This window comes from Methylomonas aurea, assembly GCF_024505045.1.
Classification (GTDB): Bacteria; Pseudomonadota; Gammaproteobacteria; order Methylococcales; family Methylomonadaceae; genus Methylomonas; species Methylomonas aurea.
This window is the reverse complement of the sequence record NZ_JANIBM010000007.1, coordinates 45,002-69,209: the sequence shown is the minus strand read 5'-3', so window position 1 is coordinate 69,209 and position 24,208 is coordinate 45,002. Positions and strand designations below refer to the sequence as shown.

General features: G+C 56.5%; 22 protein-coding genes. 13 read left to right on the top strand and 9 right to left on the bottom strand.

The features are described 5' to 3' along the window. Nucleotides 1-36: 36 nt before the first annotated feature. The 7 genes from NP603_RS08255 to NP603_RS08225 all read right to left on the bottom strand — a co-directional run bounded on the left by NP603_RS08255 (nucleotide 37) and on the right by NP603_RS08225 (nucleotide 6,958). Entirely contained in the window at nucleotides 37-843 is an 807-nt protein-coding gene (locus NP603_RS08255) for an alpha/beta fold hydrolase (protein ID WP_256610385.1), read from the bottom strand. Nucleotides 844-1,160: 317 nt separating this feature from the next. Continuing rightward, a complete protein-coding gene (locus tag NP603_RS08250) occupies nucleotides 1,161-1,490 on the bottom strand; it encodes a hypothetical protein (RefSeq protein ID WP_256610384.1) in 330 nt (109 codons plus the stop codon). Beyond that, nucleotides 1,475-2,551, bottom strand: a complete 1,077-nt coding sequence (locus tag NP603_RS08245; RefSeq protein WP_256610383.1) for an SGNH/GDSL hydrolase family protein — start codon at nucleotides 2,549-2,551, stop codon at nucleotides 1,475-1,477. Before NP603_RS08245 ends, NP603_RS08250 begins: the two co-directional genes overlap by 16 nt. A gap of 123 nt (nucleotides 2,552-2,674) precedes the next feature. Beyond that, nucleotides 2,675-3,892: a glycolate oxidase subunit GlcF gene (glcF, locus tag NP603_RS08240; RefSeq protein ID WP_256610382.1), complete on the bottom strand. Its 1,218-nt coding sequence runs from the start codon at nucleotides 3,890-3,892 to the stop codon at nucleotides 2,675-2,677. A 4-nt stretch (nucleotides 3,893-3,896) separates the two neighbouring features. After that, entirely contained in the window at nucleotides 3,897-4,946 is a 1,050-nt protein-coding gene (gene glcE, locus NP603_RS08235) for a glycolate oxidase subunit GlcE (protein ID WP_256610381.1), read from the bottom strand. Next, nucleotides 4,946-6,403 (bottom strand): FAD-linked oxidase C-terminal domain-containing protein, encoded by a 1,458-nt coding sequence (locus tag NP603_RS08230; RefSeq protein WP_256610380.1) that lies wholly within the window; start codon nucleotides 6,401-6,403, stop codon nucleotides 4,946-4,948. Before NP603_RS08230 ends, glcE begins: the two co-directional genes overlap by 1 nt. Before the next feature lie 396 nt (nucleotides 6,404-6,799). Next, nucleotides 6,800-6,958 (bottom strand): hypothetical protein, encoded by a 159-nt coding sequence (locus NP603_RS08225; RefSeq protein WP_256610379.1) that lies wholly within the window; start codon nucleotides 6,956-6,958, stop codon nucleotides 6,800-6,802. A 508-nt stretch (nucleotides 6,959-7,466) separates the two neighbouring features. On the opposite strand from NP603_RS08225, the gene NP603_RS08220 reads away from it, so the two are divergent. The 8 genes from NP603_RS08220 (at nucleotide 7,467) to NP603_RS08185 (ending at nucleotide 14,771) form a co-directional block, all read left to right on the top strand. After that, nucleotides 7,467-7,658, top strand: coding sequence for a hypothetical protein (locus NP603_RS08220; RefSeq protein WP_256610378.1), 192 nt, complete (start codon nucleotides 7,467-7,469; stop codon nucleotides 7,656-7,658). Nucleotides 7,659-7,689: 31 nt separating this feature from the next. Further along, nucleotides 7,690-7,971, top strand: coding sequence for a hypothetical protein (locus NP603_RS08215; protein ID WP_256610377.1), 282 nt, complete (start codon nucleotides 7,690-7,692; stop codon nucleotides 7,969-7,971). Between the two features lie 7 nt (nucleotides 7,972-7,978). Beyond that, entirely contained in the window at nucleotides 7,979-8,413 is a 435-nt protein-coding gene (locus NP603_RS08210; protein WP_256610376.1) for a nitrogen fixation protein, read from the top strand. Between the two features lie 45 nt (nucleotides 8,414-8,458). Continuing rightward, on the top strand, nucleotides 8,459-9,706 hold the full coding sequence (locus tag NP603_RS08205; RefSeq protein WP_256610375.1) for an HlyD family secretion protein: 1,248 nt from the start codon (nucleotides 8,459-8,461) through the stop codon (nucleotides 9,704-9,706). Nucleotides 9,707-9,708: 2 nt separating this feature from the next. Further along, nucleotides 9,709-11,829: a peptidase domain-containing ABC transporter gene (locus tag NP603_RS08200; protein WP_256610374.1), complete on the top strand. Its 2,121-nt coding sequence runs from the start codon at nucleotides 9,709-9,711 to the stop codon at nucleotides 11,827-11,829. Between the two features lie 382 nt (nucleotides 11,830-12,211). After that, entirely contained in the window at nucleotides 12,212-13,591 is a 1,380-nt protein-coding gene (creD, locus tag NP603_RS08195) for a cell envelope integrity protein CreD (protein ID WP_256610373.1), read from the top strand. Next, nucleotides 13,585-14,091 carry a metal-dependent hydrolase gene (locus tag NP603_RS08190; protein ID WP_256610372.1) on the top strand — a complete coding sequence of 169 codons (507 nt, stop codon included), beginning with the start codon at nucleotides 13,585-13,587 and terminating at the stop codon, nucleotides 14,089-14,091. The genes creD and NP603_RS08190 overlap by 7 nt, the downstream gene beginning before the upstream one ends. A gap of 254 nt (nucleotides 14,092-14,345) precedes the next feature. Further along, a complete protein-coding gene (locus NP603_RS08185; RefSeq protein ID WP_256610371.1) occupies nucleotides 14,346-14,771 on the top strand; it encodes a hypothetical protein in 426 nt (141 codons plus the stop codon). A gap of 304 nt (nucleotides 14,772-15,075) precedes the next feature. Here the strand turns inward: NP603_RS08185 and tfpB are convergent, their stop codons facing one another. Next, a complete protein-coding gene (gene tfpB, locus NP603_RS08180) occupies nucleotides 15,076-16,857 on the bottom strand; it encodes a type IV pilus assembly ATPase TfpB (RefSeq protein ID WP_256610370.1) in 1,782 nt (593 codons plus the stop codon). A gap of 131 nt (nucleotides 16,858-16,988) precedes the next feature. Between tfpB and cas1f the strand changes: the two genes are divergently transcribed. The 5 genes from cas1f (at nucleotide 16,989) to cas6f (ending at nucleotide 23,663) form a co-directional block, all read left to right on the top strand. After that, on the top strand, nucleotides 16,989-17,933 hold the full coding sequence (gene cas1f / locus NP603_RS08175; RefSeq protein ID WP_256610369.1) for a type I-F CRISPR-associated endonuclease Cas1f: 945 nt from the start codon (nucleotides 16,989-16,991) through the stop codon (nucleotides 17,931-17,933). Between the two features lie 112 nt (nucleotides 17,934-18,045). Continuing rightward, nucleotides 18,046-20,988 carry a CRISPR-associated helicase Cas3' gene (gene cas3, locus NP603_RS08170; protein WP_256610368.1) on the top strand — a complete coding sequence of 981 codons (2,943 nt, stop codon included), beginning with the start codon at nucleotides 18,046-18,048 and terminating at the stop codon, nucleotides 20,986-20,988. A gap of 2 nt (nucleotides 20,989-20,990) precedes the next feature. After that, the gene (gene cas7fv / locus NP603_RS08165) at nucleotides 20,991-21,986 is read left to right on the top strand and encodes a type I-Fv CRISPR-associated protein Cas7fv (RefSeq protein WP_256610367.1); all 996 of its coding nucleotides are present in this window, start codon (nucleotides 20,991-20,993) and stop codon (nucleotides 21,984-21,986) included. Nucleotides 21,987-21,995: 9 nt separating this feature from the next. After that, nucleotides 21,996-23,012: a type I-Fv CRISPR-associated protein Cas5fv gene (cas5fv, locus tag NP603_RS08160; protein ID WP_256610366.1), complete on the top strand. Its 1,017-nt coding sequence runs from the start codon at nucleotides 21,996-21,998 to the stop codon at nucleotides 23,010-23,012. 12 nt (nucleotides 23,013-23,024) lie between these two features. After that, on the top strand, nucleotides 23,025-23,663 hold the full coding sequence (gene cas6f, locus NP603_RS08155; protein ID WP_256610365.1) for a type I-F CRISPR-associated endoribonuclease Cas6/Csy4: 639 nt from the start codon (nucleotides 23,025-23,027) through the stop codon (nucleotides 23,661-23,663). Between the two features lie 207 nt (nucleotides 23,664-23,870). Here the strand turns inward: cas6f and NP603_RS21985 are convergent, their stop codons facing one another. Then, nucleotides 23,871-24,080, bottom strand: coding sequence for a type II toxin -antitoxin system TacA 1-like antitoxin (locus NP603_RS21985; protein WP_371928790.1), 210 nt, complete (start codon nucleotides 24,078-24,080; stop codon nucleotides 23,871-23,873). Nucleotides 24,081-24,208 lie beyond the last annotated feature (128 nt).

Sequence of the window (24,208 nt, the reverse complement as noted above, 5' to 3'; positions counted from 1 at the left end):
CGGTAGCGCCAGGCAGCAGTGGTCAGCGGTGCCGGACTAGCCAAGAAAACCGCGCATCGCCGCGATGACCTGTTCCGCCGCGCCGAGGTGGGGAAAGTGGCCGTCGGCGTCGATGACCTGCAACACGCTGTGCTTGATTCGGCTTTGCATGTATTCGGCCGTGGCCAGCGGCACGAATGGGTCGTTTCGGGATTGGATGATTTGGGCCGGGATTTCGAGTTGGCCGATTTCCTGCCGGTAATCGGTCTGTAGCACCGAACACAGTACGGTCAACAGCCATTCCGGCGGGTAGCTGTTCAAGCACTTGGCGAAATAGCGGGCGAGTTCGGGACGGTCCGGATTCGCCATCGCGGCGGACGCGAAACTTGCCAGCCAGTCGGGGTAGCTTTGCGTCGCTTCGCGGTAGATATCGTCGATATCCTGTCTGGCGAAGCCGCCGGTGTAACCGTCTTCGTTCAAATAGCGCGGGTTCGCGCCGAGCAATACCAATTTCGAAATGCGTTGCGGCGTCTGCAGTGCGGCGAGGACAGCCACGATAGCCCCCACCGAATGGCCGACCAAAACGGCATTTGTGATGTCGAGATGCGCTAACACATCGGTCAAATCGTCGGCATAGGGTTTTAGATTCAGATAGTTGCAAATCGAATACGCCGAACTTTGCGAGCCGCCGGAACCGATCTGGTCCAGCAGCACGATGCGATAAGTTTGGCTGAATGCCGGAACGATTTTATGCCAGGCGCCTTGATCGGTACCGAAGCCGTGCACGAATACCATGGCTTGGCCGGCGTCCCGCTTGCCGGCGATATTGACGTTGTTTTTTTGCAGAGGCGTTGGTGCTGTCATGCTCGGGTCTGGGGCGGTGGAAAACCGTATCCTGCGCCGAGGCGGGAGCGTTATGGCCCAGGCGTATTCGAAATCAGTATTCCATGATAAACCCGTATTATAGAAGCTCCGACACCGCTTTTCGACCGGCTGAGTAATCGATGGTGGCAGTCGAACCGATGCGGATTTCGATAAAAGGAAACCTCTAAAAATTGCACTTCGATTAACTCAGTGCGAACGGCAGCCTTTATAAATCAGAGCATTATCCGTTCGTGCTGAGTTTGTCGAAGCACGAACGGATAATTTTTAGAGGCTCCCAAAACGCTAAGCGAAGTTCATTAAAGGTCGTTTTCGGACCGACAGCCGAGTTGCTTTTTTTGCTCGGCCAAAAAGAAAGCAAAGAGAAGGCGGCTCCATACCGCCTTGATCCTGCGCTTCACACCGTTGGCGAGGGTTTGCGGAAGGGCTGTCCCAGCCCTCCGAAAACGCCCGGCTTCCTTGCTGCGCCCGATGCGGGCTTGTTCTCGGCAAAGGTTAGGATGCTCGGGGCGGAATAAGGGGATAAAAATCATGCCTTCGGCATATTTCGCCGCCCGGTCGATAGTCGCCGCCGTCGCGGTGCCGGCGGCGCTCGTAACGAAGCGTAGTTTACTCAGAGCGGATTGCACTGTGCCGGCGCGGTAAACCGGGGGCGGCGGCACAGCGCGAACAAGCCGGCGGCGAACAGCCAGACGGCGGCCGGCAACGGTACCTGGCTGACCATGGCGTCGGCGACCAGCGTATGCATCGCCGCCGTCGGATGGAAATCGTCCCAGAACACGTGGTTATTCGGATCGGCGCAGGCGTCGGGTAAGCTGACGCAGGCGCTGACCGCGTCGCCGAAGCCGAAGCCGGACGGATTGGCGACGATCGCGTTGAATAAACCGAACGAGTCGAATTCGACGATGTCGGTGGCGGCGAACTTGTTGTCGACCAGACCCAAAAGGCTGGCCAGGGTTTGGTTGAAGGTCAACGAATATTCGCGCGCCGGGTCGATTACGCCCTGACCTTGGCTGGCGACGAACGGCGTCAAGCCCAAATCGGGCAAGTTGGGCACCAAGATGGTTTCTGCGCCGAAATCGGCCAACGCACCGACGTAACTGGCGATGTTGGTTGCGGCGGTTTGTGCCGCGTTTTTGGCGACCGCGCTGGGGTCGAGGCCGGGTTGCGTTGCCAGCGGGATATAAACGTCGGTCAGATAGTCGTTGGCACCGCCCCAAACGAAGTGCAGCGCATTGGCGGTCGGGACGGCGTTGTTCAGGTAAAAACCGATTTGTTGGGCGATGCCCGGTAGCAGGAAACCGCCGGGGGCCGACTGCGAGCCGCCGTCGCCGAAGTTACCGATGCCGCTGGTGGCGCCGGCTACCGCATAATTGAAAAAATTGCTCGAATTGCTGCCGCCGGGCAGAATCGAATTTGCTATGCGCTCCACTGTAGTCGGTCCGTTGGAAATACGGCCTTCGAAATAGGGCGGGCAAGGATGAGTGGCGTCGCAATTGCCGTTGGGATTGATCGGCCCCGGGTAACCGTTTAAAAAATTGTAAATGCTCCAGACCGACGAGGCGCTTTTGCCGCTGTCGGACAGCGAATCGCCGAAGGCGTAGACGCTGGAAAAATTTGCCGCCTCGGTTCGACCCGCGGCGGTTGCCACGATCAGAAACAGGGCGACGACGGATAGCTTGTTGTTCATGGGACTCTCCCTTTTGACAGTTTAAGTTAGGCCTTCCCGGCGGATTTTGCTCCTGAATTCTTAGTGCAGTTGGCCGAAAGCTATGCGCTGCTTGCGGCGCCGAACCTTGCCATCGTCCGGGCCTTAAATGTTTAAACCGTCCGCACTGTCCAGTAATTCGATCCAGTGCACGACCGGCACTCCCGCCGTTTCCCGCAGGTGCAGCAGGCAGCCGATGTTGGCGCTGGCGATCAATTCCGGTTGCCCCGCTTGCAGTGCGGTAAGTTTGGCCAGGCGCAGGCGGCCGGAAAGTTCCGGTTGCAGCAACGAATAGCTGCCGGCCGAGCCGCAACAAAGCCCGGCATCGGCGACCTCCGCCAACTCGAAACCCAAGCCGGTCAGCAGACTTTCGACGACGCCGGACAATGGCTGGCCGTGTTGCAGACTGCAAGGCGCTTGAAAGGCGATTTTGCGCGGGCTCACCGACAATTTGGCGATATCCTCGGCCTGAATGATTTCGGCAATGTCCTTGGCTGCGGCCGTGACTTGCGCCGCCTTTGCGGCATAGTCCGGGTCGTCGCGCAGCAGATAGCCGTAATCTTTGACCATGGTTCCGCAGCCGCTGGCGGTGATGACGATGGCTTCCGCCCCGGCTTGCAATGCCGGCCACCAGGCGTCTATCCGGTGCCGGATCGCCTCCAGTGCCGCTTCGCGCTCGTCCAGATGGTGAGCCAGCGCGCCGCAACACGCGCTTTGGCCTCGAATCACGCTGATGCCGAGACGGTCCAGCACCCGCGCCGCGGCGGCATTGATGCGCGGCGCCAGCGCCGGCTGCACGCAACCTTCCAGGATCAGCATCCGCCGCCGGTGGCTTAGCGGCGGCCAGGTTTCCGGCGCCGGTTTGGCCGGTACCTTGGCCCGTAACGCGGCCGGTAGCAACGGTTTCGCCAGCCGCGCCAGTGTGGCCAGCGGCGACAGTCGGCGCGGGTAGGGCAGTATCGCCAGCAAGGCCCGGCGCAGCCAGCGCTGCCGCCACGGCCGCGCGATCCGGCCGGCGGCGATTTCCCGGCCCACATCGAGCAAGCGGCCGTACTCGACGCCGGACGGGCAGACCGATTCGCAGGCGCGGCAGCCCAGGCAACGGTCCAGATGATGTTGGCTGGATGCGGTGGCGTTCTGGCCCTCCAGCAGTTGTTTGATCAGATAAATCCGGCCGCGCGGACCGTCCAGTTCATCGCCTTGCAAACGGTAGGTCGGGCAGGCGGCATTGCAAAAGCCGCAATGGACGCAGCGCTGCAACGCCGCTTGGGCTGCGTCGATACCGGGGTGCCCGGCCAGGCTTGGATCGATTTGGGTTTGCATGGGCTTAATCCGGGAGGGGGACGAACAGGCCGAGCGGATCGAAGGCCTGGCGCACGCGGCGTTGCAGCGCGGCCAATTCCGGCGCGATGCGCTGCCGGTCCGGAGCGGCCTCGCCGCGAAACAGCCGTGCCTGGGCTCCGGCAGCGGCGCAGGCCCGATGCACCGATTCAGCCGATTCGCGGGTTTTCAGCCAACGCTGGGCGCCGCCCCAATCCAGCAACCAATCGCCGGCCAGTTCGGGTTGCGGCGCGGCCGGCGCCATCGCAATCCGCCACAAATTGCCCGGCTGCTGGAAAAACGGCAAACGTTGTTCGCGCAAGTCCTGCCAGAACGCGTCGCCGCCGGCGTCGATATCGCCGCCGATCTTGGTTGCGGCGGCGCTCACCGCGGCTGAGGCGCCGGACAGCCTGGCCCGGACGCGGCCGCCGGCGTAAGCCAGCGCCGACAGCGGCCAGGGGCGTCCGGCCAGACGGTTCATGAACTCGATCGCGGCGGCCGCTTCGGACGGCGCGAATGCCACGGTCGTCTCGGTTTCCGGCCTGGGCAGTACCCGCAACGAGCACTGCAACAACAGACCCAGGCTGCCCAGCGCGCCGACCATCAGCCGCGACACGTCGAAACCGGCCACGTTCTTGATGACCTGGCCGCCGAAATTCAGCTCTTCGCCGAGGCCGTTGACGATCTTGCAACCCAACACGAAATCGCGGGCGCTGCCGGCGAATGGCCGGCGCGGGCCGGAAAAGCCGCAGGCCAGAGTGCCGCCGATGGTGGCGTCGGCGCCGAAATAAGGCGGCTCGAAGCCCAACATCTGGCCGTGTCCGGCCAGCGCGGCTTCCAGCTCGGCGAGGCGGGTGCCGGCGCGGACCGTCACCACCAGTTCGCTGGGTTCGTAACCGACGATGCCGGTGTGTTCGGCTACTTCCAATAGTTCGACGCCTGCTCCCGGTCCGGTATAAAAGGCTTTGCTGTTGCCGCCGACGATGCGCAGCGGCGTGTTGGTCGCCGCGGCCCGTTCGATGTGCTCGCGCAATTCGGCGCTCCTATCGGCGGCCATCAGAATCGCTCCAAATCCGGATGCGGCAGTTCGCCGCGATGGACGTGCATCCGGCCCAATTCGGCGCAGCGGTGCAAGGTCGGCACCGCCTTGCCCGGATTCAGCAGAGCGTAAGGGTCGAAGGCGCGTTTCAAGCGCTGGAATTGCTGCAATTCGCCGCTGCCGAACTGCACGCACATATAGGGAATTTTTTCGCTGCCGACGCCGTGTTCGCCGGTGATGGTGCCGCCGACCGCGACGCACAGTTCCAGTATTTTGCCGCCGAAGGCCTCGGCTTTGGCAAATTCGCCGTCGACGCCGTTGTCGTACAAAATCAAAGGATGCAAATTGCCGTCGCCGGCGTGGAATACGTTGACTACCGCCAGGCCGAATTCGGCCGACATCTCGGAAATTCGGCGCAATACCTCGGCCAGGTGTTTACGCGGAATCGTGCCGTCCATGCAGTAGTAATCGCTGGCGATGCGACCGACCGCCGGAAACGCGGCCTTGCGGCCGGCCCAGAAGCGTTTGCGTTGCGCTTCGTCGTCGGCGCTGCGGATTTCGCTGGCGCCGGCGGCCGTCAGCACCGCGATGGCGCGTTCGCTGTCGGCTGCCACCTGTTCCGGCAAACCGTCCAGTTCGCACAGTAACAATGCGGCGGCATCGAGCGGATAGCCGGCGTGGACGAAGGCTTCGGTGGCGCGGATGGCCGGGTTGTCCATCAGTTCCAGGCCGGCCGGCAGCAGGCCGGAGCTGATCACGGCCGCCACGGCCGCGCCAGCTTGCTCGACGCTGGGAAAAGCCGACAATAGCACCCGCGTCGCCGGCGGCAACGGCAGCAGCCGGACGGTGGCTTCGACCACGATACCCAGCAAACCCTCCGAGCCGATCGCCAACGCCAGCAGGTCGTAGCCGGGCGCATCGAGGCCGGGGCCGCCCAGCGTCAGCAGCTCGCCGTCTATCGTCGCCAATTTGATCTGCAACACGTTGTGCACGGTCAAGCCGTATTTCAGGCAGTGCACGCCGCCGGCATTTTCGGCGATGTTGCCGCCGATGCTGCAGGCGATTTGCGACGACGGGTCCGGTGCGTAAAACAAGCCGTGCGCTTTGGCGGCTTCGGAAATGGCCAGGTTTCTGACGCCGGGCTGGACCGTGGCGGTGCGGTTCAGCGGATCGAGCGCCAGGATGCGGTTCATCTTGCTCAAACCGACCACGATGCCGCCGGCCACCGGCATCGCGCCGGCAGCGAGACCGGTGCCGGCGCCGCGCGGTACGACCGGCACCCGCTGCTCGCGGCATAAGCGCATCAACGCCAGGACTTGTTCCGCGGTTTCCGGCAACGCCACCAACTCCGGCAGGGTGCGGTAGGCCGATAGGCCGTCGCATTCGTAAACCCGCAAGCGCTCCGGCTCGGTGACGATGTTGGCGGCGCCGAGCAAGTCGAGGCATTGGCGGGTAAAGGCGGCGGACAAAGGCATAGCGGATTATAACCACAACTCGGCGAGCGTTCGCCAGGGTATGAATACGAGGGTGGGCGACTCACATTGACTTGGTTCTTTAACCGCAGGCAAGAAACTGAGTAGCGGAAAATGCCGAAGGCGCCTTTTATATCGCGCGAGTATCGCTGCGTTGAGACGCTTGGCTATGCGTGGCGAACCGGCGCGTGACTTTTCATCGTCAAATACCCTCTTGATTGCATCGGCCATGGCTTCCTGCGCTTGCGCTCTTGGCGAGGGTGGACGTTTTTTCCTTTGATTTTTTAAAAAAGCGACTTCCGCTTCCAGGCGAGCACTTTCCCGTTTAAGCCGCGCGATTTCTGCTTGTTGCAGTTTTTGCTCTTCAAATGGCTGACCGGTTTGGCGGCTTTTGGCCTGTCAGCTATAAAGCATCGCCTGGGCAATGCCTAAATCTTTGGCTGCCTTGGGGACGCCATCTTGCTTGGCACGCTCCAAGGCTTGCTCTTTAAACTGGGGCGTATGTTTATTGCGTTTAGGCTTTGCTGTGGTAACGGCTGTTTGATCCTTGTTTTCCATAAGACTCCTCATGTTCAGAGATTACTTTCTTAACGGGGCGTCTTTGATATCCAGGCAGGATCAATGCCGATCGGTATCGTTTTGACGGTCGTTGGGATTCGCTAACGACCGAATCGCCGCGGCCGGGCCAGACCCGAAATCCAACCTTCGCGGCCGCGAAATTTGCGCTATCAACCGAAAGCGATCGTCCCACAGGCCTTGGCCTCCATCGGGGTTATTCTTCGCGGAATCGAGCGGTATTGGCTGGACGAACAATACCCTTCAGTCGCAATCTGCAGCCCGCCCGACCGATCCTAACTTCCCGATTCTCCAGGTTAACAACTCCACAGCCGGGCAGTGCAATTTGTCACAGCCTCCGGCCGGCCGGCGTCCCTAAAGTATCCACACCCGCCAACGGCTAGCGGCCGCAGGCGGGGAGCGGTAGCGAGACGGCCCGACGGCTGTATCGATTCCGCATGTTCACGACGCCGGACCCGGTCCGGATTTTTCTTTCCGATGGAGCAAGAACATGTCCAAACAACAAGCATTTACCTCAGACCTGAAGGTCTTGTCGGCACAGGAGTCGGCGCTGGTATCCGGCGGCCTGATCGGCCCGGAAGGCGACTTGAGCCAGTTTCCGCGCAAATTCTGGCCGGTGATCAATCCGGGCGCCAGCGTGATCAACGCTAAAACCTTGGCCCAGAACGTTCTGGTGCGCTAGGGATTTTCCAACCACATTCTGGAGAGCAAACATGTCAAATAAAACTACCCGGATTTCCGCCGAAGACTTATCCGCTTTCGCCGAACAAGGCAAGCAACGCGCATTGCAGGCCCGCGCCGCGGCCGGCAGCGAATTGAGCGCCGCCGAACTGGAGCAAGTCAGCGGCGGCGCCTCGGTCAGCCTGGTGCTGAGCAAAGGCATCATCGCCGGCGGCCCATGGTTCGACCAATTCAAAGCCGTCAACGGCTTGGCCACCAACCCAGCCGCGGGCGGCTTGGCGGCCGGTATCCAAGGAGCAACCCGGCTGGGTTGAGCGCGCCATGGCCTCGGATAACGCAGTGTTATGCCCCAGCGCGCAGCCGGAGTGGGACGGAGCCCAAGTCATCGGAGTTGTGGCCGGTACCCCGGAACAGCCGGAAATGGCCTATCTGAATACGCCGCAACCGGTCACCGAGCAAGTGCTGGCCATGGCCGGCCCGTTGACGCCGGCCGAAGTGTTTCGCTTCTCCGCGCCTTGCGCCTGCAGCGGATGCGGCCATTTTGCCGCCGAGGAATCGAAATGTCGCTTGGCCGAAAAAGTCGTGCGCTTCACGCCGTCGGTTACCGAGCAATTGCCGGTGTGCGCGATTCGCGCCGATTGCCGCTGGTGGAACCAGGAGGGGAAGGCGGCTTGTTTCAGATGTCCGCAAGTGGTGACCAATAACCTCAAACCCAGCGACGAGATGCGGCGGGCGGCCGATTACGGCGTTATCTGAGCGCTTTGGTCTTTAACACAGCACAGGTGAGAGGAGAACGGCAGCATGAAACCGGCATTATTTCGGCAACAAGCCTTGGATTACAAAAGAGACAAGCCTTTGGGAGAGGTGATACGGGTGGAAGCTTTGCCGTTTTCCTTACTTACCGCATTGGCGGTTAGCAGCGCGGTGCTGCTGATCGCCTTCGCCTTCTGGGGCGAATACACCCGTAAATCCCATGTCAGCGGTTATTTGGCGCCGAGCATGGGTTTGATCAAAGTTTACCCGCCGCAAGCCGGCACCCTGATCGAAAAACACGTCAAGGAAGGCCAAACCGTAAAAGCCGGCGATACCTTGTTCGTATTGTCGACCGACAGCAGTTCCCGCGACACGCCGCAGGCCCAGGCCGCCGCAATCGAACAGCTCAAGCAGCGCCGGGAAAGCCTGGAAACCGAGTTGGGCAAGCAGGAACAAATCGACCGGATTCAATACCGCGCTCTGCTGGACCGCTTGCAAGGCATGCAACGCGAACTGCAGCAGGTCAATAGCGAAATCGCTACCCAACAGCAACGCCTGGCCGGGGCGGCAGCCACGCTGCAGCGCTACCAGCAGTTGCTGCCGACCAAGTTCGTCTCGGCGGTACAGGCCCAGCAAAAACAGGACGAATGGCTGGACCACCAAGCCAAATTGCAGGCCTTGCAACGCATCGAAATGACGCTGCAGCGCGACATCCGCGCCACCCAGTTGGAAGTGGACAGCAGCCAGATGAAGTTTAAAAACCAGCGCGCGGCAATCGAACGCAACATCTCGACCTTGACCCAGAACATCACCGAATCCGAGTCGCGGCGCAACATCGTCATCACTGCGCCGCACGACGGCACCGCGACCGCGATTCTGGCCGAACAGGGCCAAAATGCCGGCACCGCCAATCCGTTATTGTCGATCTTGCCGGCCGGCGCTCAATTGCAGGCGCAACTGCTGGTGCCGTCCAGCGCGGTCGGTTTCGTCGAGACCGGCCAAACCGTGGCGATCCGTTACCAGGCCTTTCCCTACCAGCGTTTCGGCAGCCACCGGGGCCGCATCGTTGAAATCGCCAAAACGCTGATCACGCCGAAGGACGCCGATTTGCCGGTGACCTTGCAGGAAGCGGTTTACCGCGTCACGGTCGTGCTGGATAAACAGTCGGTGCAGGCCTATCGCCAGGAGATCCCGTTGCAGTCCGGCATGTTGCTGGATGCCGACATCTGGCTGGACCACCGCCGCTTGATCGACTGGATTTTCGAACCGCTCTATAGCATTGCCGGAAGGGTGTAACCATGAGCATACAAGCCATGCTGGATTTTTCCGGCCGCAAGAAAACGCCGTCGATTCTGCAAACCGAAGCCGCCGAATGCGGGCTTGCCTGTCTGGCGATGGTGGCGTCCTACCACGGCCACCGGCTCGACGTCGCCAGTTTACGTCGCAAGTTTTCGGTGTCGCTGAAAGGCTCGACCCTGAACCATTTGATCCGCATCGCCGACCAGTTGCATCTGGCCTCGCGCCCGGTCAAAGTCGATTTGCCGGAGCTGAGCAAGCTGAGCCTGCCGGCGATCCTGCATTGGGATTTCAACCACTTCGTGGTGCTGGCCCAGGTCAAGCGCGGCGTGGCGACAATACACGATCCGGCCAAAGGCGTGCTGAATCTGCCGTATAGCGAAATCTCCAAACATTTCACCGGTATCGCCTTGGAGCTGGCGCCGACCCAAAGCTTTACGCCGAAAACCGAACGTCAACAAATCAAGCTCTCCCGCCTGATTGGCCAGTTGGATGGGGCCGCCGGCGCGATCTGGCAAATCGTTTTATTGGCTGCGGCCATTGAAGTGTTTGCCATCGTCGCGCCTTTTTTTATGCAATTGGTGGTCGATAACGCGGTCGTGGCCCGCGACGACAACCTGCTGACCGTACTGGGCTTGGGCTTTTTGTTGCTGTTTCTGATCCAGACCGCAATTACCGCATTGCGCTCCTGGGTGGTCCTGGTCTTGAGCACCTCGGCCAATCTGCAATTGCTGAGCAATCTGTTCGGCCATTTACTGCAGTTGCCGATGAGTTTTTTCGAAAAACGCCATCTCGGCGACATCGTCTCCCGGTTCGAATCGTTGAACGTGATCCAACGCACGCTGACCACTAGTTTCCTGGAAGCCATCGTCGACGGCGCGATGGCGCTGGCCACGCTGGCGATGATGCTGGTCTATAGCTGGAAACTGGCCGCCATCGTCTGCCTGGCGGCCGCGTTATACGGTCTATTGAGGCTGGGCCTGTTCACGCCGTTGCGGCTGGCGACCGAGGAACAAATCCTGCGCGGCGCCAAACAGCAGACCAATCTGCTGGAAACCGTGCGCTGCATGCAGAGCGTGAAGTTGTTCAACCGCGAGTCGCAACGCAAGGTCGGTTACCAGAATCTGATGGTGGACCACTTCAACGCCGGCATCCGCGTGCAAAAGCTGGGCATCGTCTACAAGGCACTGAACAGCCTGTTGTTCGGTCTGGAAAACATCGCCGTGGTCTGGCTTGGCGCGCTGTTCATTCTGGACGGCGGTTTTTCGGTGGGGATGCTGTTTGCCTTCATGTCGTTCAAGGACCAATTCACCCACCGGGTCGGCAGCTTCATCGAGAAAAGTATCGAATTCAAAATGCTGGGCCTGCATACCGAGCGGGTGGCCGATATCGCCCTGGCCGACACCGAGCGCGCCGGCTTGGGCTGCGGCCAGCGCGACTTGCCGGCCTCGCTGCAAATCCGCGATCTGGAGTTCAGCTATGCGCCGTCGGAACCGGCGGTGATCAGCAATCTGAGTCTGGACATCCAGGCCGGCGAATCGGTGGCCATCGTCGGTCCGTCCGGATACGGCAAGACCACGCTGGCCAAGTTGATTCTCGGCCTGTTGCAGCCGAGCTCCGGCGAAATATTGGTCGGCGGCGTGCGCTTGCCGCAAATCGACAATCGCGAATATCGGGACATGGTCGCGGCGGTGATGCAGGAAGATCAACTCTTTGCCGGTTCGATCGCCGACAACATCTGTTTCTTCGATCCGGAACCGGACCAGGCCTGGATCGAAACCTGCGCCCAACTGGCGGCGGTACACCAGGACATCGTAGCGATGCCGATGGCTTACAACACGTTGATCGGCGACATGGGCACCGTATTGTCCGGCGGTCAAAAGCAACGGGTACTGTTGGCGCGGGCCTTGTACAAACGGCCGAAGATTCTGGTTTTGGATGAGGCCACCAGCCATCTGGACGTGGCGCGGGAGCGTCTGGTCAACGGCGCGATTCAGCAATTGAAGCTGACCCGCATCATCATCGCCCACCGCCCGGAAACCATCGCCTCGGTGGACCGGGTGATCGATTTGCAGGCCCTTGCCCAGCGCGGCCGGCGCGAGGCGGTATCGCAGGCGGTATGATTTGGGGGGAACCTCTAACAATTATCCGTTCGTGCTTCGACCAACTCAGCACGAACGGATAATGCTCTGATTTATAAGGGCTGCCGTTCGCGCTGAGTTGGTCGAAGCGCAATTGTTAGAGATTCCTTAGTGCGAGTTACCACGGACTATCAATCGATCTCAGCAAGAACAAGGAACGGCTTTCGGCTGCGCCATCGAGCGGACGCAGCCAAAAGCCGATGCCGGGCCGACGGCAAGGATGCGGCCGGCCCGGCCAGGGACGATGCTACCCGGCCGAATTCCCCACTCCGGCCAACTTCACCTCCGCTTCACGATCCCGACATCATGGTTTCACGGCTTGGGCGCATGCTAGGCAGCGTATTCAAACCTGTGGAGGACTACGATGCGAAACAAACTCTGGCAAAAAGCGGCGGCAATGGCGGTGTTGACGCTGCTGTTATTGATCCCGATCGGCATGGTCAAGGACCTGGCGAACGAACGCGAGAACCGGCAGTTGCAGGCGGTAAACGATATCGCCGCCAGCTCGGCCGGCCCGCAAAAGCTGTTCGGTCCGGTACTGGTGGTGCCTTATCACGAAATTTGGAGCGAAGTCTCCGAAACCATCCGCGACCGCACCGCGGTGCGCGAGGTGCAGCAACGCAGCGAGCTGCGCTATTTACACTTTTTACCCGAGCAATTGCGCCTGACCGGCGAGCTGGCAACCGAGACCAAACGCCGCGGCCTGTTCGAGGTCCGTTCTTACGTGGTGAATCTGTCCGGCAAAGGCGAGATCAAACTGCCCGGCGGCTACGGCAATCCGCCGTCGTTGCACGGCGGCCGCATCCAATTCGGCACGCCTTATATCGGCATTGCCTTGTCGGATATGCGCGGCGTGTTGGCGGCGCCGGGCGTGGCATGGGCCGGCAAAACCTATGCCTTCGAACAAGGTTCGAATTTGCCGCTGGAGGATGCCAGCGGCATGCACGCCAATCTGGAGCCGATGCCGGTCGAATTCGGTCCGATCTCGATTCCGTTCGGCTTCGATTTGAAGCTGCGCGGCATCGAAGCGCTGGAATTCGTCCCGGCCGGCAAGCATACCCAAGTCGAGCTGGCCTCAGCCTGGCAGCACCCGAGCTTTTTCGGCCGGTTTTTGCCTGACCCGAGCAGCCAGCAGACCGGTACCGACGGTTTTCGCGCGGCCTGGAGCGTGGATGCCTTGGCTTCGAATGTCGGCCGCAATCTGAGCGGGGTGCGCCATATCGCCAGCTACGACAGTTTCGGCGTGCGCCTGATCGAACCGATCAACGTCTATTCCTTGTCCGATCGCGCCGCCAAGTACGGCTTCTTGTTCGTCTGCCTGACCTTCGCTGCGATTTTTCTGTTCGAACTCCTGAAAAAACTGGCGATCCATCCGGCCCAATACGCCTTGGTCGGTTTGGCGTTGGCGATGTTCTTTTTGTTGTTGCTCAGCCTGTCGGAGCATTTGCCGTTCGCTGCGGCGTATTGCCTGGCGAGCGGAGCTTGCGTGCTGCTGATTGCGGTCTATCTGAGCGCGGTGTTGCTCAGCGCGGCTCGCGGCACCGCGGCCGGCGTGTTGTTGGCGGCCTTGTTCGCCAGCCTGTACGGCTTGCTGGAATCGGAAGATAACGCGTTGATGCTGGGTTCGTTGCTGTTGTTTGCGGTGTTGAGCATCGCGATGCTGGCGACGCGCAAGCTGGATTGGTACGCGTTGGCCGACACCGGCACCGCCGCGGCCGCCGCCAGTGGGAGGGAATCATGCTGATCGCCCATTTACCGGCCGGCTATATCGTCTCGGTATTGACTTATCCAATGACCGCCAGGCTGCAAGTGGAATGTAAAACCTATCTGCGTTGCGGTATGTTGGGTGCGGTGGCGCCGGATTTCGACATGATTTACTTTTATCTGGTGGACGGCGGCATGCACCCGCACCACAGTTATTTCAGCCATTTTCCGCTGACCTGGCTGTTGCTGGTGGCGGCGGCCGCGGTTTACTACCGGCGCAGCGCGGACCGGCGCCTGCCGATGCTGGCTTTGGTATTTGCCGGCAACGGCTTCCTGCACATGCTGCTGGATTATGTCGCCAGCAATATTTACTGGCTGGCGCCGTTTGTGTTGCAGCCGTTTTCGTTGACTATCGTGGAGCGAGTCTACCAACCGTGGTGGTTGAACTTTCTATTTCACCGCGCGTTTGCATTGGAAATCGCGATCGTAGCAACGGCATTGCTGATCCGGCAGCGGCGGTGTGCGCTGCTGAAAAAGTAAAGCGAGGGCATGCAGGCAGCCGGCTCGCTCCGCGAAACGGAGGCGATGCAAAAAATCATTTGGTATCGAATCGATATTTAACTACAATCATGCCGAATCCGTCGAGACACTTCACCCCCCAAGGGAATGCCGGCGGATTTTCCGCTGATGGCGGGCTTTACGCACGCCATCACGGCCGAGCAATCTGCGGCCGTCGCTCTCGGAGCGGCCGGTGCTTGAAACGATGCGATTTCGTTGGTTGAAGAGGTACGGGCATGATTAGACAACATCTGGATTTAATCGCCGTGGCCGGCGTCGGAGCCGGCGTGGCAATGTACGACGTAACGTTAGACCTGGTTTTCAGTGTCGGCCATTTCCTATTCGAAATGCTGCATCTGGCATTCGAATGGTTCGAACTCGGCATCGAACACGCCGTGGAGCATACCTTTCACACTACGCGCCACGGCAGCCAGATCGTGACTTTTTATATCTTGTTGGCGCTGGGCAGTGCGGCGCTTTACGCGCTGTGGAAAGCCTTGCCGCGGATACGGCGCCGGCTGCAGCAGGCAGTCATGAACGCCTGGGTGCGGCGGAAAACCGAATGCGAGTTGTATTGGCAATCGCTGACCTTGCAGAACAAGCTCGGCTTATTGTCCACGCTGTTGGGCGCGGTCTACCTGAGTACCTTTTTGGCAATGTGACGGCGTCGGGCCGGGCGTGCCGTGCTATCGATCCGGTCTGGTGAAGTTTTAATATCCGTTCGCCTTTATGCCCCAGAGGGTACGAACGGTTCAACCTAGAAAGAGCAGTTGATGTGTGTTGTGGGCCGTTCGTACCCTCTAGGGCATAAATGCTGAGCAAGGTCGAAGCATGACTGGCTCACAACACAATCGCCCATCGGGTGAATCAAAAATCCCGCCCATCCTTCGACAAGCTCAGGACGAACGGGATTTTTTTTCGGTTCAACTGCTTTTTCTAGGTTCAAACAACTAAGGGCCGGCCCGGCTAGAACTCGATCCGTTCCGGCGCGACCCGCAGTATCTCGTCGATGGTGGTGATGCCGGCCGCGACTTTTTCGGCGCCGCTGAGCCGCAATGGCCGCATGCCTTCCTTGATCGCCTGCTTTTGCAGCAGCGCGGTGTCGCAGCCTTCCACGATCAGCTTTTCCAGCGCCGGGCTGTTCTCGAAAATCTCGTAAATCCCGACCCGGCCGGCAAAACCGGTATTGCGGCATTCCTTACAGCCGACGGCTTTGAACAACTGCCTGGGCGGCGCCACCTTGAACGGCGCCACCAGCGCCCGCCATTGGTTTTCGTCGGTCGGTACCGCGGTTTTGCAGTGCTTGCACAGCACCCGGATCAGACGCTGGGCCATGATGCCGAGCACGGTCTGCTGGATCAGGTAGCCCGGCACGCCGATATCCAGTAAACGGGTTACGGCGGCCGGCGCGTTGTTGGTGTGTAGCGTCGAAATGACCAAATGCCCGGTCAGCGAGGCCTGGACCGCCATTTCCGCGGTTTCCAGATCGCGAATCTCGCCGACCATGATGATGTCCGGGTCCTGCCGCAGCAAGGTGCGGATGCCGCTGGCGAAATCCAGCCCGATATTGGCCTGCACCTGCATCTGATTGAAAGCCGGTTCGATTTGCTCGATCGGGTCTTCCACCGTGCATAAATTGATTTCCGGCGTCGCCAGCCGCTTCAAGGTCGAATACAACGTCGTGGTCTTGCCGGAACCGGTCGGACCGGTGACCAGAATAATGCCGTGGGTGTGGCCGACCAGCCGGTTCCACAGCGTCAGTTCCTGCTTAGTGAAACCGAGTTGTTCGTAATCGCGCAGCAACACTTCCGGATCGAAAATCCGCATCACCAGCTTCTCACCGAACGCGGTCGGCATCGTCGATAAGCGCAGCTCGATTTCCTTGCCGTTGCTGTTCTGGGTTTTGATCCGGCCGTCCTGCGGCAGCCGCTTTTCGGCGATGTTCATCCGCCCCAGAATCTTCAGCCGGCTCAATACCGCGTTCATGATCGGCATCGGCAACTGGTAGACGTTGTGCAGGATGCCGTCGATCCGAAACCGGACGTTGCCCTGCAGGCGGCGCGGCTCGATGTGGATGTCGCTGGCGCGCTGGTCGAAAGCGTATTGCAGCAGCCAGTTCACCAGGTTGACCACGTGCTGGTTGTTGGCGTCCAGATCGGCGATCTTGCTCAGCTCGACCAGTTGCTCGAAATTCTGGCCCTCGGCGGCGCGGCCGTCGTTATGGCTTTGCGCGCCTTTCAGCGATTTGGAAAAGTTATAAAACTCGTCCAGGTAGCGTTTGATTTCGTCGGGATTGGAGAATACGCAACGAATCTTGCCGTGGTGCATTTTCGCCAGATCGTTCTGCCAGGCCCGGACGAAGGGCTCGGCGGTGGCGACCACGATTTCGTCATCGCTGATCTTGATCGGCAGGATGTTGTAATTGCCGGCGTAGGCCTTGCTGAACAAGGCCGTCACGGTCGGTACGTCGATTTTCAACGGATCGAAATAGTAGTAGGGCAGGGCCAGCTTCTTCGCCAGCCACTGGGTCAAGTCCTCCTGCGACAGCGCCTTGCCGAGCTGGGTTTGGTCGGACAATTCGCACTCGGCCAACACCTTGAGCGGATGCTTGTGCAGATTGATCTTGGCCGCCGCGTATTGCCGGCATTTCTGCAAATCCTGCGCCGACAGAATCCTGTCCTCCTGCAACCACTTGATGACTTGTTGAATGTCCAGTTTTCTGTCTTCGGTTTTGCTTTCTTCCCGCATGCGCGCGCCGTTCTGATTGGTTTGGCGATAGTCTAGCCAAATATTACCGGCTCGGTTCGGATTTAGCGCGGATTGACGCTAACGGAAAGGGTCAGCAATAATCCGGGCTCCCGCAAAAGGATAAACACGGCATGGAACAACTCACCGACCTGAAAGCCATCCTCCACTCCAAACGCGCCAACATCTACTATCTGGAAAAATGCCGGGTGATGCAGAAAGACGGCCGCGTGTTATACCTGACCGAGGCCAAAGACGAGAACCTGTATTGGAACATCCCGATCGCCAATACCACCGTGATCCTGCTCGGCACCGGCACCTCGATCACCCAAGCGGCGATGCGCATGTTGGCCAGCGCCGGCGTGTTGGTCGGCTTTTGCGGCGGCGGAGGCACGCCCTTGTTTAGCGGCTGCGAAATCGAATGGTTGACGCCGCAAAGCGAATACCGCCCCACCGAATACGTGCAGGGCTGGCTGCAATTCTGGTTCGACGACGCGCAACGCTTGGCGGTCGCCAAAACCTTTCAGCAAGCTCGCATCGACTATATCCGCAAGGTCTGGAGCAAGGACCGCGACCTGCAAGCCGAAAACATCTTCGCCGACGATAGCGCCATAGTCGCCGCGCTGGACGGTTACGCCACGCAAATCGAGCAAGCCGGCAAAACCGGAGACCTGTTGCAACGCGAAGCCCTGTTGACCAAACAACTCTACCGCTATGCCGCCAAGGCTACTCAACACAACGACTTCAGCCGTGACCACGACGCCAGCGACCTGGCCAACGGCTTTTTAAACCACGGCAACTACCTGGCCTACGGTTTGGCGGCCTCGACATTGTGGGTACTGGGCATCCCGCACGGCTTCGCGGTGATGCACGGCAAAACCCGGCGCGGCGCGCTGGTGTTCGACGTCGCCGACCTGGTCAAAGACGCCATCGTCCTGCCCTGGGCCTTCGTCTGCGCCAAGGAAAAAATGAGCGAGCAGGAGTTCCGCCAACAAATCCTGCAAAAATTCACCGACCATAAGGCACTGGATTTCATGTTCGAGCAGGTCAAGCGGCAGGCGTTACGGGAAAACGAATAACCGGCATGAATGAAAATTACAGCGCCGTTCGTATCTCAGGGCGTAAATGCCGAGCTCAAAGGCCGTTCGCGATGAGCGCGCCGAATCGCAACCGCAAATTGGACGATTGCCTATGATGGTCACCTTCGTCAGCCAATGCCAGAAAAAAGCCCTGGCCCGCACCCGTCGCGTCCTCGACGCCTTCGCCAACCGCATCGGCGACAACACCTGGCAAACCGTCATCACCGAAGAAGGCCTGATCGCGGTCAAAACTTTGCTGCGCAAGACCGCCACCAAAAACACCGCCGTCGCCTGCCATTGGCTCAGGTCGCGGAGTAGGAGCGAGTTGATTTGGATTGTGGGGAACCGGGATCAATTCAATTCGCAAGGCATCGTGCCAGTCAATACCACCACCAAGGAACTGATAATGGATCTACCCAAGCAAGCGCCCAACCCAAATTTCCTTTATGCCAATACCCATCTGCAAGGACTCGCGGAACATTTGTTTGCGGTCGGTTGCGTTGCAGAGCAACTGCTTGCGCGCTTAATGCCAAATGAGCCAGAAACTAAAAATGAAGCAGAAGCCACTTTCATCGCCGGTTGTTTGCACGATCTCGGCAAAATCGACCCTGCCTTTCAGGATTGGGCGAGAAACCCGAAGAAAAAAGACTTTCAAGCGGAAGACGGCCAGCACATAGACGACAGCAAATTCAGTTTCGAGAAGTATCCACGCCACAACGAGATTTCCGTTCTTCTTTATCAATTGCTGGATTCAAATTCGATTAAAGTCATCAACACCGCTCACAAGGATGCGATTAAACATACCGTCTATTGGCATCACGCCAAACCTTATCGCAAGGAGAAAGACCCTGAATTTTCGACATTCGGTGGAATTTACAAAAAATTTGGCAACAGTTTGTCTTCCCTTTCATTTTTAGAATTCACTGAAAAAGCACAGCGCTTGCTGCAACAGGTTGGTGAAATTGATTGCAAATATCGTTCGATAGAATCGTCGCTGGTAACTAAAATCTACTGCGAAGCGGTAGATTTAGGCGCAGTGGATAGCGAAACCTTTAAAAAGCTGCCTTTACCCGTCTACAAGTCATACGACTCCGAAGAGCGAATCGACAAGTATCGACAGCACATCCGCACCAATGCCTTGAATAACCGGATGCGAGCCAGCGTCATTTCCGCCGACCGTTTGATTTCCGGTTTATCAGCCGACGAACTACACGACCATATCAGGCAACAAACCTTACACCGATTAGTAGACGAAACCTTGTTGTTGGAGAGTAACTTAGGTTCTCAAATCCAAACCTGCCTACAACAATTTCCTGCCGGTGACAGAAGCAACAAGCAGCATGAAATCGCAGTTCAGCTTAGCAAGTTGAACGATGTCGCCGTTTTGGCCGGGCCTGCGGGATGCGGCAAAACCAAGATTGCGTTGGAGTGGGCGCAGTTAAAAAACGCCCAGCAAATCATCTGGATTTGTCCGCGCGTGCAAGTGTGCCAGGGTTTATTTTTGGAACTGATTTCCGAGCAATATCTGCCCGATGCCAAGATCGAGATAAACACCGGCGAATTCAAATTCACCAAGGAATGGGGGAAAGCGACGGCGGAGGACAATTATTTTTCCGGCGACATCGTCATCACCACCATCGACCAAGTATTCGGCGCCATCATCAGCCACACTAAAGTCAATACCTTGATCAACGTGCTTAACGCTCATGTCGTGTTCGACGAATTCCACGAATATGTCGCCATGCCGGCGTTTAACCTGTTGTTTGCCGAACTGGTCGAATGCAAAAAGGCGCAGGGCAATCTCGCCAACACCCTGCTGGTTTCCGCGACACCGCATTATTTTTTCCTGAATACCGTCATGGAGATACAGCCGGAAGACATCGTCGAAATGCCCAGTTTTAACCCCAGCGAGTACCGCATTGAATTCAGAGTATTCGATGAAACGCGACAAGACGAGAGTAATCCCCTGTATCAGCGCCAAAGCGGCAATACCATCGTAATCAGCAATACCGCTCAGGTCGCACAAAAAAGCTTTATCCGCAACCAAAGTGCCGAAAACGCGGTATTGCTGCATTCCAAGTTTAAGAAAAGCGACAAACACAGACTGTTCGACGAAGTTTACGAATCGTTCAAGAAAGACGGCACCCGTAAATTTGAGATTTTGCGTGCCGGACCGATTGTGCAGGCTTCGTTAAATATCACCAGCGATTACATGGTGTCCGAACTGACCACCGCGGAAAATTTTCTACAGCGCCTGGGCCGATTGGATCGATTCGGCGCTAATTCGTCAGCCAATATCTACAGCGTTGCCGTACCGGATTTGATTAATCAAGGCAAAGGCACCGGCGCGGCGGCGCGATTCTTAGCCAGACAATATGCTTTCGCCGCTACCAAGGCTTGGTATCAATTCTTGCAAGCTGAAGAAATTGACAACCAAACCCTACAATTGCCCAAGCTCTACACGCTGTACCGAAACTTTCACGAAATGCCGCAAGCCAAGCAGGCAATGGAAGCCGATTTATTGGCTTGTTTTAAACAAGGCGTACAGATGATTCAAAACAAGGTTGTCGACCCGATTACCATCCCGCCGAAGAAAGCCACCGAAAAAGGCCGCGCAAAAATCAGCAAGCATTCGTTACGCGGCGAAAACCGGTTTGTACAAATGGCGGTTTGCGATGTTACTCAGTGGCCGGAGATAGAATTTCAAAACAAATATGCCTACCAGCCGCCAATCAGCGAGCATGAAGAATTCGACAACTTGACCGCGTCGTTGGATGAAATCCAGGGCTACGGCGATAGCGATAAAAACCTGTTGGCTTATATGAAAAGCAAACACCACAATATTTTTACTGCCCCAAGAGCTTTCAAGGATTTCATTTTGCTCAACGAAGCAAGAGACCCTGAATTTCCCGTTTACCTGAGCTATACCCCGGAAGGTCTGGATCGGGTTGGCGGTGAGTCTGCGCGGCATAGTTACGCCGTTTACTACGCCGAGTGCGATAAGCAGCCCATCGGTGCTATTTCAATCAAGCAATTAACAACAAACGAGGATTAAATATGGAAAAAATTACCGGCATTAAAAGCGTGGATTTTAAAGTAGTTGCTTACGGCTATGGAGTGGTCAATTGGAATGGCCCGACAATAATCAGAAGTGAAGGTGATAGAGAGGATACTAAAAATCATTCAATGCCTAAACTTCGTGGCTATTCAAATCTAACTGGCGACAAATCACCAAATGGATTTTCTTTTAAGAAAGATCCAAGAGACATTGATTTTAGTGTCGCGACCGGCACGCCAATGTATATTAGCCAAAACTGTGTTCGGCATCATTTATTTAAAGATCATGCCTATGATCTTCATTATGCAAATAGCAATAACTTGTTAAGAGTGCTTAATTCAATTACTGGGTTGATTCGAGGTTATGTTGTTCCGGCAAGTCAATATAAACGTACCAGTCCACTATTGCTTGAGGATTTCGTCGAACAGAAGGGAAACGCAAATTTTGAGCAATTCTCGTCATATTCCGTTGAAGAAATTGATAATTCAGATGGTACAAAAGACTACAAGCGGGGTGAAAACTCAATTTTCTCTAAAACCACGTTTGGAGATACTGAATATTTGGCTTACGGTTCTATTGGCATCGAACAACTTCAATTTATCTCATTAGATAGAAAATTTGACCGCGCGGCTATGCCAGTGAGAGATGGCGAAGGTGAAAATATAGCGCAAGCAGTACAAGATTTTATTAAGTCCATCGACCCTAATCGGAATCCAAAAGCAGTATTTCATCCAAACTACGTGCGCGGTGGCACGATCTTCGAAGAAGGTGAACATGGGATTTTATTGGATAACGAAGCCGTCGATATTCTGGTCAAGGAAACCTTGCGCATGGTCGAAGAGCTGAGTATCCGTCAAGCCAAAGGCTATGTGTATGTCGATAAGCTGCTCGCCGACTACAACGACAGCAATAAAATGATGCGCATAAAACGCAATCCGGCCGGAATTAACGAAGAACCAAAGTCACCCTATGCGGTATATTTTTACGCTAAATAAGGATGTGCCATGCGTATTACTATTAAATACGAAGCGTCTTGGCGAAACTCGTTTTTGGACGGTTCTAATAATGAGCCAATTCCAAAGTCTGGTAGAAATTTCATCGCAACAATAAAAACCCTCAAGGATAATCCAAAGAACTTTATTAAGCGGGAGATAACAATAGATACCGTAATGGGTATTTTAAATAGACTAATTGGTGACCAAAGAAAGCTTTATCAAGCTAGACAATCAAAAAATTATTTTTTTGATAACCTTGAGCAGTTCATTACATTTGAAGACCAGCAAGATGATTTGAAGCCTATAAATAATGAGGTCGTTTATCTTAGAAATGTTGGAAAAAGTGATGACCCAACTTCATTTGTGGGAGCTATCAAGGTTAATGACCCTGTTTTTATTTCTGAATATTCTAGTGAGCTATGGGGAATATTAAATCTCAACTTTTACGAACTATGTAAATTTATATGCGCCGAGGATTATAAGGTAGAAAGCAAACAGCGATTTGATCCTTTTATCATATCGGATTTATTCAAAGAACTAAATACACTTAAAAGTGTTGAAGTAAATGAAGATATTGAAAAGGCGTTGTTAATTTTAAGTGAACATTTTTCTGGTGTTGAATATCGTAAAGCTAATGACAAAGTAAAACCTGGTGAAATATATTGTGGTGCGCTATATTTACAGATAAAGCGGCTTAGCAACATATCTGATATAAGCAAGCATTTGACGAAAAGTGGTGCTATTAGTGGAATTTCAAAACGCATATTTACAGCCAAAGATTTTATGGGCCAGTATTCAACCGGCGGCAAAAAAACAAGCTGGGGAAATCCATATTTGTTAGCAGAAAAAAGAAAAGGTGAGGGCGACGTTGTCTCTTCACTAGCTAAAGCCAACGGCACACTGGATATTAACCTCGATATTCCAGAAGCCAAAGCCCAACAACTCAAGGAAATGATCGAAGCGGCTGGTGTTTCCAGTTTCTATTTGGGAAAAAAGGGTTTGGCTTATGTCGATGTTATTCGCTGAACGGAAGACAACATGAACTACTACATTGAAATTACCTTATTGCCCGGCCCGGACTTCAGTCTATTCAAACTTTGGTCCCGAGTATTCGAACAACTCCATCTTGGCTTTGTGGAAAACCAGGATGATCAAAAGCACGTCCCCATCGGCTTATCGTTACCGGAATACAAGATGGGAAATAAATATGGCGTATTAGGCAGCAAATGCCGTTTGTTCGCGGAGGATGAAGCCACCCTGGAACGTTTCGCCGCGCCGCAGCGTTTGGCGCGTCTCAGCGACTACGTGCATTGCACCGGCATCCGTCCGGTGCCGGACAAACTGCTCGGGTATGCGGTTTACCGGCGGGTGCAACCCAAAACCAATCCCGAGCGGCTGGCCCGGCGCTACGCCAAACGCCACGGCGTCGATTTGGCGACCGCGTTGAACATGACGGTGGAACTGAGGGCGGCGGGCGAGAACCCGGCTTACCCGCTGTCGTTCCGCTATTGCGACATGCTCAAGCCTTCCGTGGCTTTGCCGTTCATTCGCTTGCAAAGCCTGAGCGGCGGGCAGACCTTTTGTTTGTGGATTAGTAAAACCGAAGCGGTCGCGCCGGTGAGTGGAAGCTTCAGCGCTTACGGACTCAGTAGCATGGCTACCGTTCCCGAGTTTTAAGCAGCTGGTTGGGATTTTAAGATACCGGGTGCTACAGGCTGAATAATGGTCAGCAGTGGCATTCGTCCATGCCACTGGCAACGACGTTATCGGTCTATGAATTGGCGATTGAGAAACTGTTACGCGCGAGTTTCGATGTCTTCGCTGGTTAGCGAACCGTCGTGCCCGTATCGAGTGCTCGATAATTTCCGCATTCGGTGTCGCCGCTCACGTTTGATTTTGGATAATTTCATTGTAGATCTGTAGGGCTTTTTTCATGCGCTCGGTTGGTTCCGGCGGGCTATCCTGCAACGCAAAAAACATCTGCCAGGCTTGCTCGGTAAAGATACTGCGATGGCCGCACTCGTCTACATCTGTCTGTTCGCAGCAATTCGGACAAGTTGCAATCAAAATTCGGTTGTCAATACTCGTTGTCATAGGGCGCCTCCCGTGAAAACAGGGCATTGTATCCACAAAGTTAACGGCAAACGGCCACTATTGATTGCACCATTTTCCGAAGCGCCAACTGCGCATACGTTACATTCAGGCGTTGTATAGGGTTTAGC

What these genes read in the sequence shown, in the direction of transcription:
- cas6f (WP_256610365.1), top strand. Translation starts at nt 23,025, where the DNA reads ATGAACTACTACATTGAAATTACCTTATTGCCCGGCCCGGACTTCAGT.
- NP603_RS08210 (WP_256610376.1), top strand. Translation starts at nt 7,979, where the DNA reads ATGGCCTCGGATAACGCAGTGTTATGCCCCAGCGCGCAGCCGGAGTGG.
- NP603_RS08205 (WP_256610375.1), top strand. Translation starts at nt 8,459, where the DNA reads ATGAAACCGGCATTATTTCGGCAACAAGCCTTGGATTACAAAAGAGAC.
- NP603_RS08255 (WP_256610385.1), bottom strand. Translation starts at nt 843, where the DNA reads ATGACAGCACCAACGCCTCTGCAAAAAAACAACGTCAATATCGCCGGC.
- NP603_RS08190 (WP_256610372.1), top strand. Translation starts at nt 13,585, where the DNA reads ATGCTGATCGCCCATTTACCGGCCGGCTATATCGTCTCGGTATTGACT.
- NP603_RS08185 (WP_256610371.1), top strand. Translation starts at nt 14,346, where the DNA reads ATGATTAGACAACATCTGGATTTAATCGCCGTGGCCGGCGTCGGAGCC.
- NP603_RS08200 (WP_256610374.1), top strand. Translation starts at nt 9,709, where the DNA reads ATGAGCATACAAGCCATGCTGGATTTTTCCGGCCGCAAGAAAACGCCG.
- NP603_RS08225 (WP_256610379.1), bottom strand. Translation starts at nt 6,958, where the DNA reads ATGGAAAACAAGGATCAAACAGCCGTTACCACAGCAAAGCCTAAACGC.
- NP603_RS08215 (WP_256610377.1), top strand. Translation starts at nt 7,690, where the DNA reads ATGTCAAATAAAACTACCCGGATTTCCGCCGAAGACTTATCCGCTTTC.
- NP603_RS08230 (WP_256610380.1), bottom strand. Translation starts at nt 6,403, where the DNA reads ATGCCTTTGTCCGCCGCCTTTACCCGCCAATGCCTCGACTTGCTCGGC.
- cas3 (WP_256610368.1), top strand. Translation starts at nt 18,046, where the DNA reads ATGATGGTCACCTTCGTCAGCCAATGCCAGAAAAAAGCCCTGGCCCGC.
- NP603_RS08220 (WP_256610378.1), top strand. Translation starts at nt 7,467, where the DNA reads ATGTCCAAACAACAAGCATTTACCTCAGACCTGAAGGTCTTGTCGGCA.
- NP603_RS08245 (WP_256610383.1), bottom strand. Translation starts at nt 2,551, where the DNA reads ATGAACAACAAGCTATCCGTCGTCGCCCTGTTTCTGATCGTGGCAACC.
- tfpB (WP_256610370.1), bottom strand. Translation starts at nt 16,857, where the DNA reads ATGCGGGAAGAAAGCAAAACCGAAGACAGAAAACTGGACATTCAACAA.
- NP603_RS21985 (WP_371928790.1), bottom strand. Translation starts at nt 24,080, where the DNA reads ATGACAACGAGTATTGACAACCGAATTTTGATTGCAACTTGTCCGAAT.
- cas7fv (WP_256610367.1), top strand. Translation starts at nt 20,991, where the DNA reads ATGGAAAAAATTACCGGCATTAAAAGCGTGGATTTTAAAGTAGTTGCT.
- glcE (WP_256610381.1), bottom strand. Translation starts at nt 4,946, where the DNA reads ATGGCCGCCGATAGGAGCGCCGAATTGCGCGAGCACATCGAACGGGCC.
- cas5fv (WP_256610366.1), top strand. Translation starts at nt 21,996, where the DNA reads ATGCGTATTACTATTAAATACGAAGCGTCTTGGCGAAACTCGTTTTTG.
- creD (WP_256610373.1), top strand. Translation starts at nt 12,212, where the DNA reads ATGCGAAACAAACTCTGGCAAAAAGCGGCGGCAATGGCGGTGTTGACG.
- glcF (WP_256610382.1), bottom strand. Translation starts at nt 3,892, where the DNA reads ATGCAAACCCAAATCGATCCAAGCCTGGCCGGGCACCCCGGTATCGAC.
- cas1f (WP_256610369.1), top strand. Translation starts at nt 16,989, where the DNA reads ATGGAACAACTCACCGACCTGAAAGCCATCCTCCACTCCAAACGCGCC.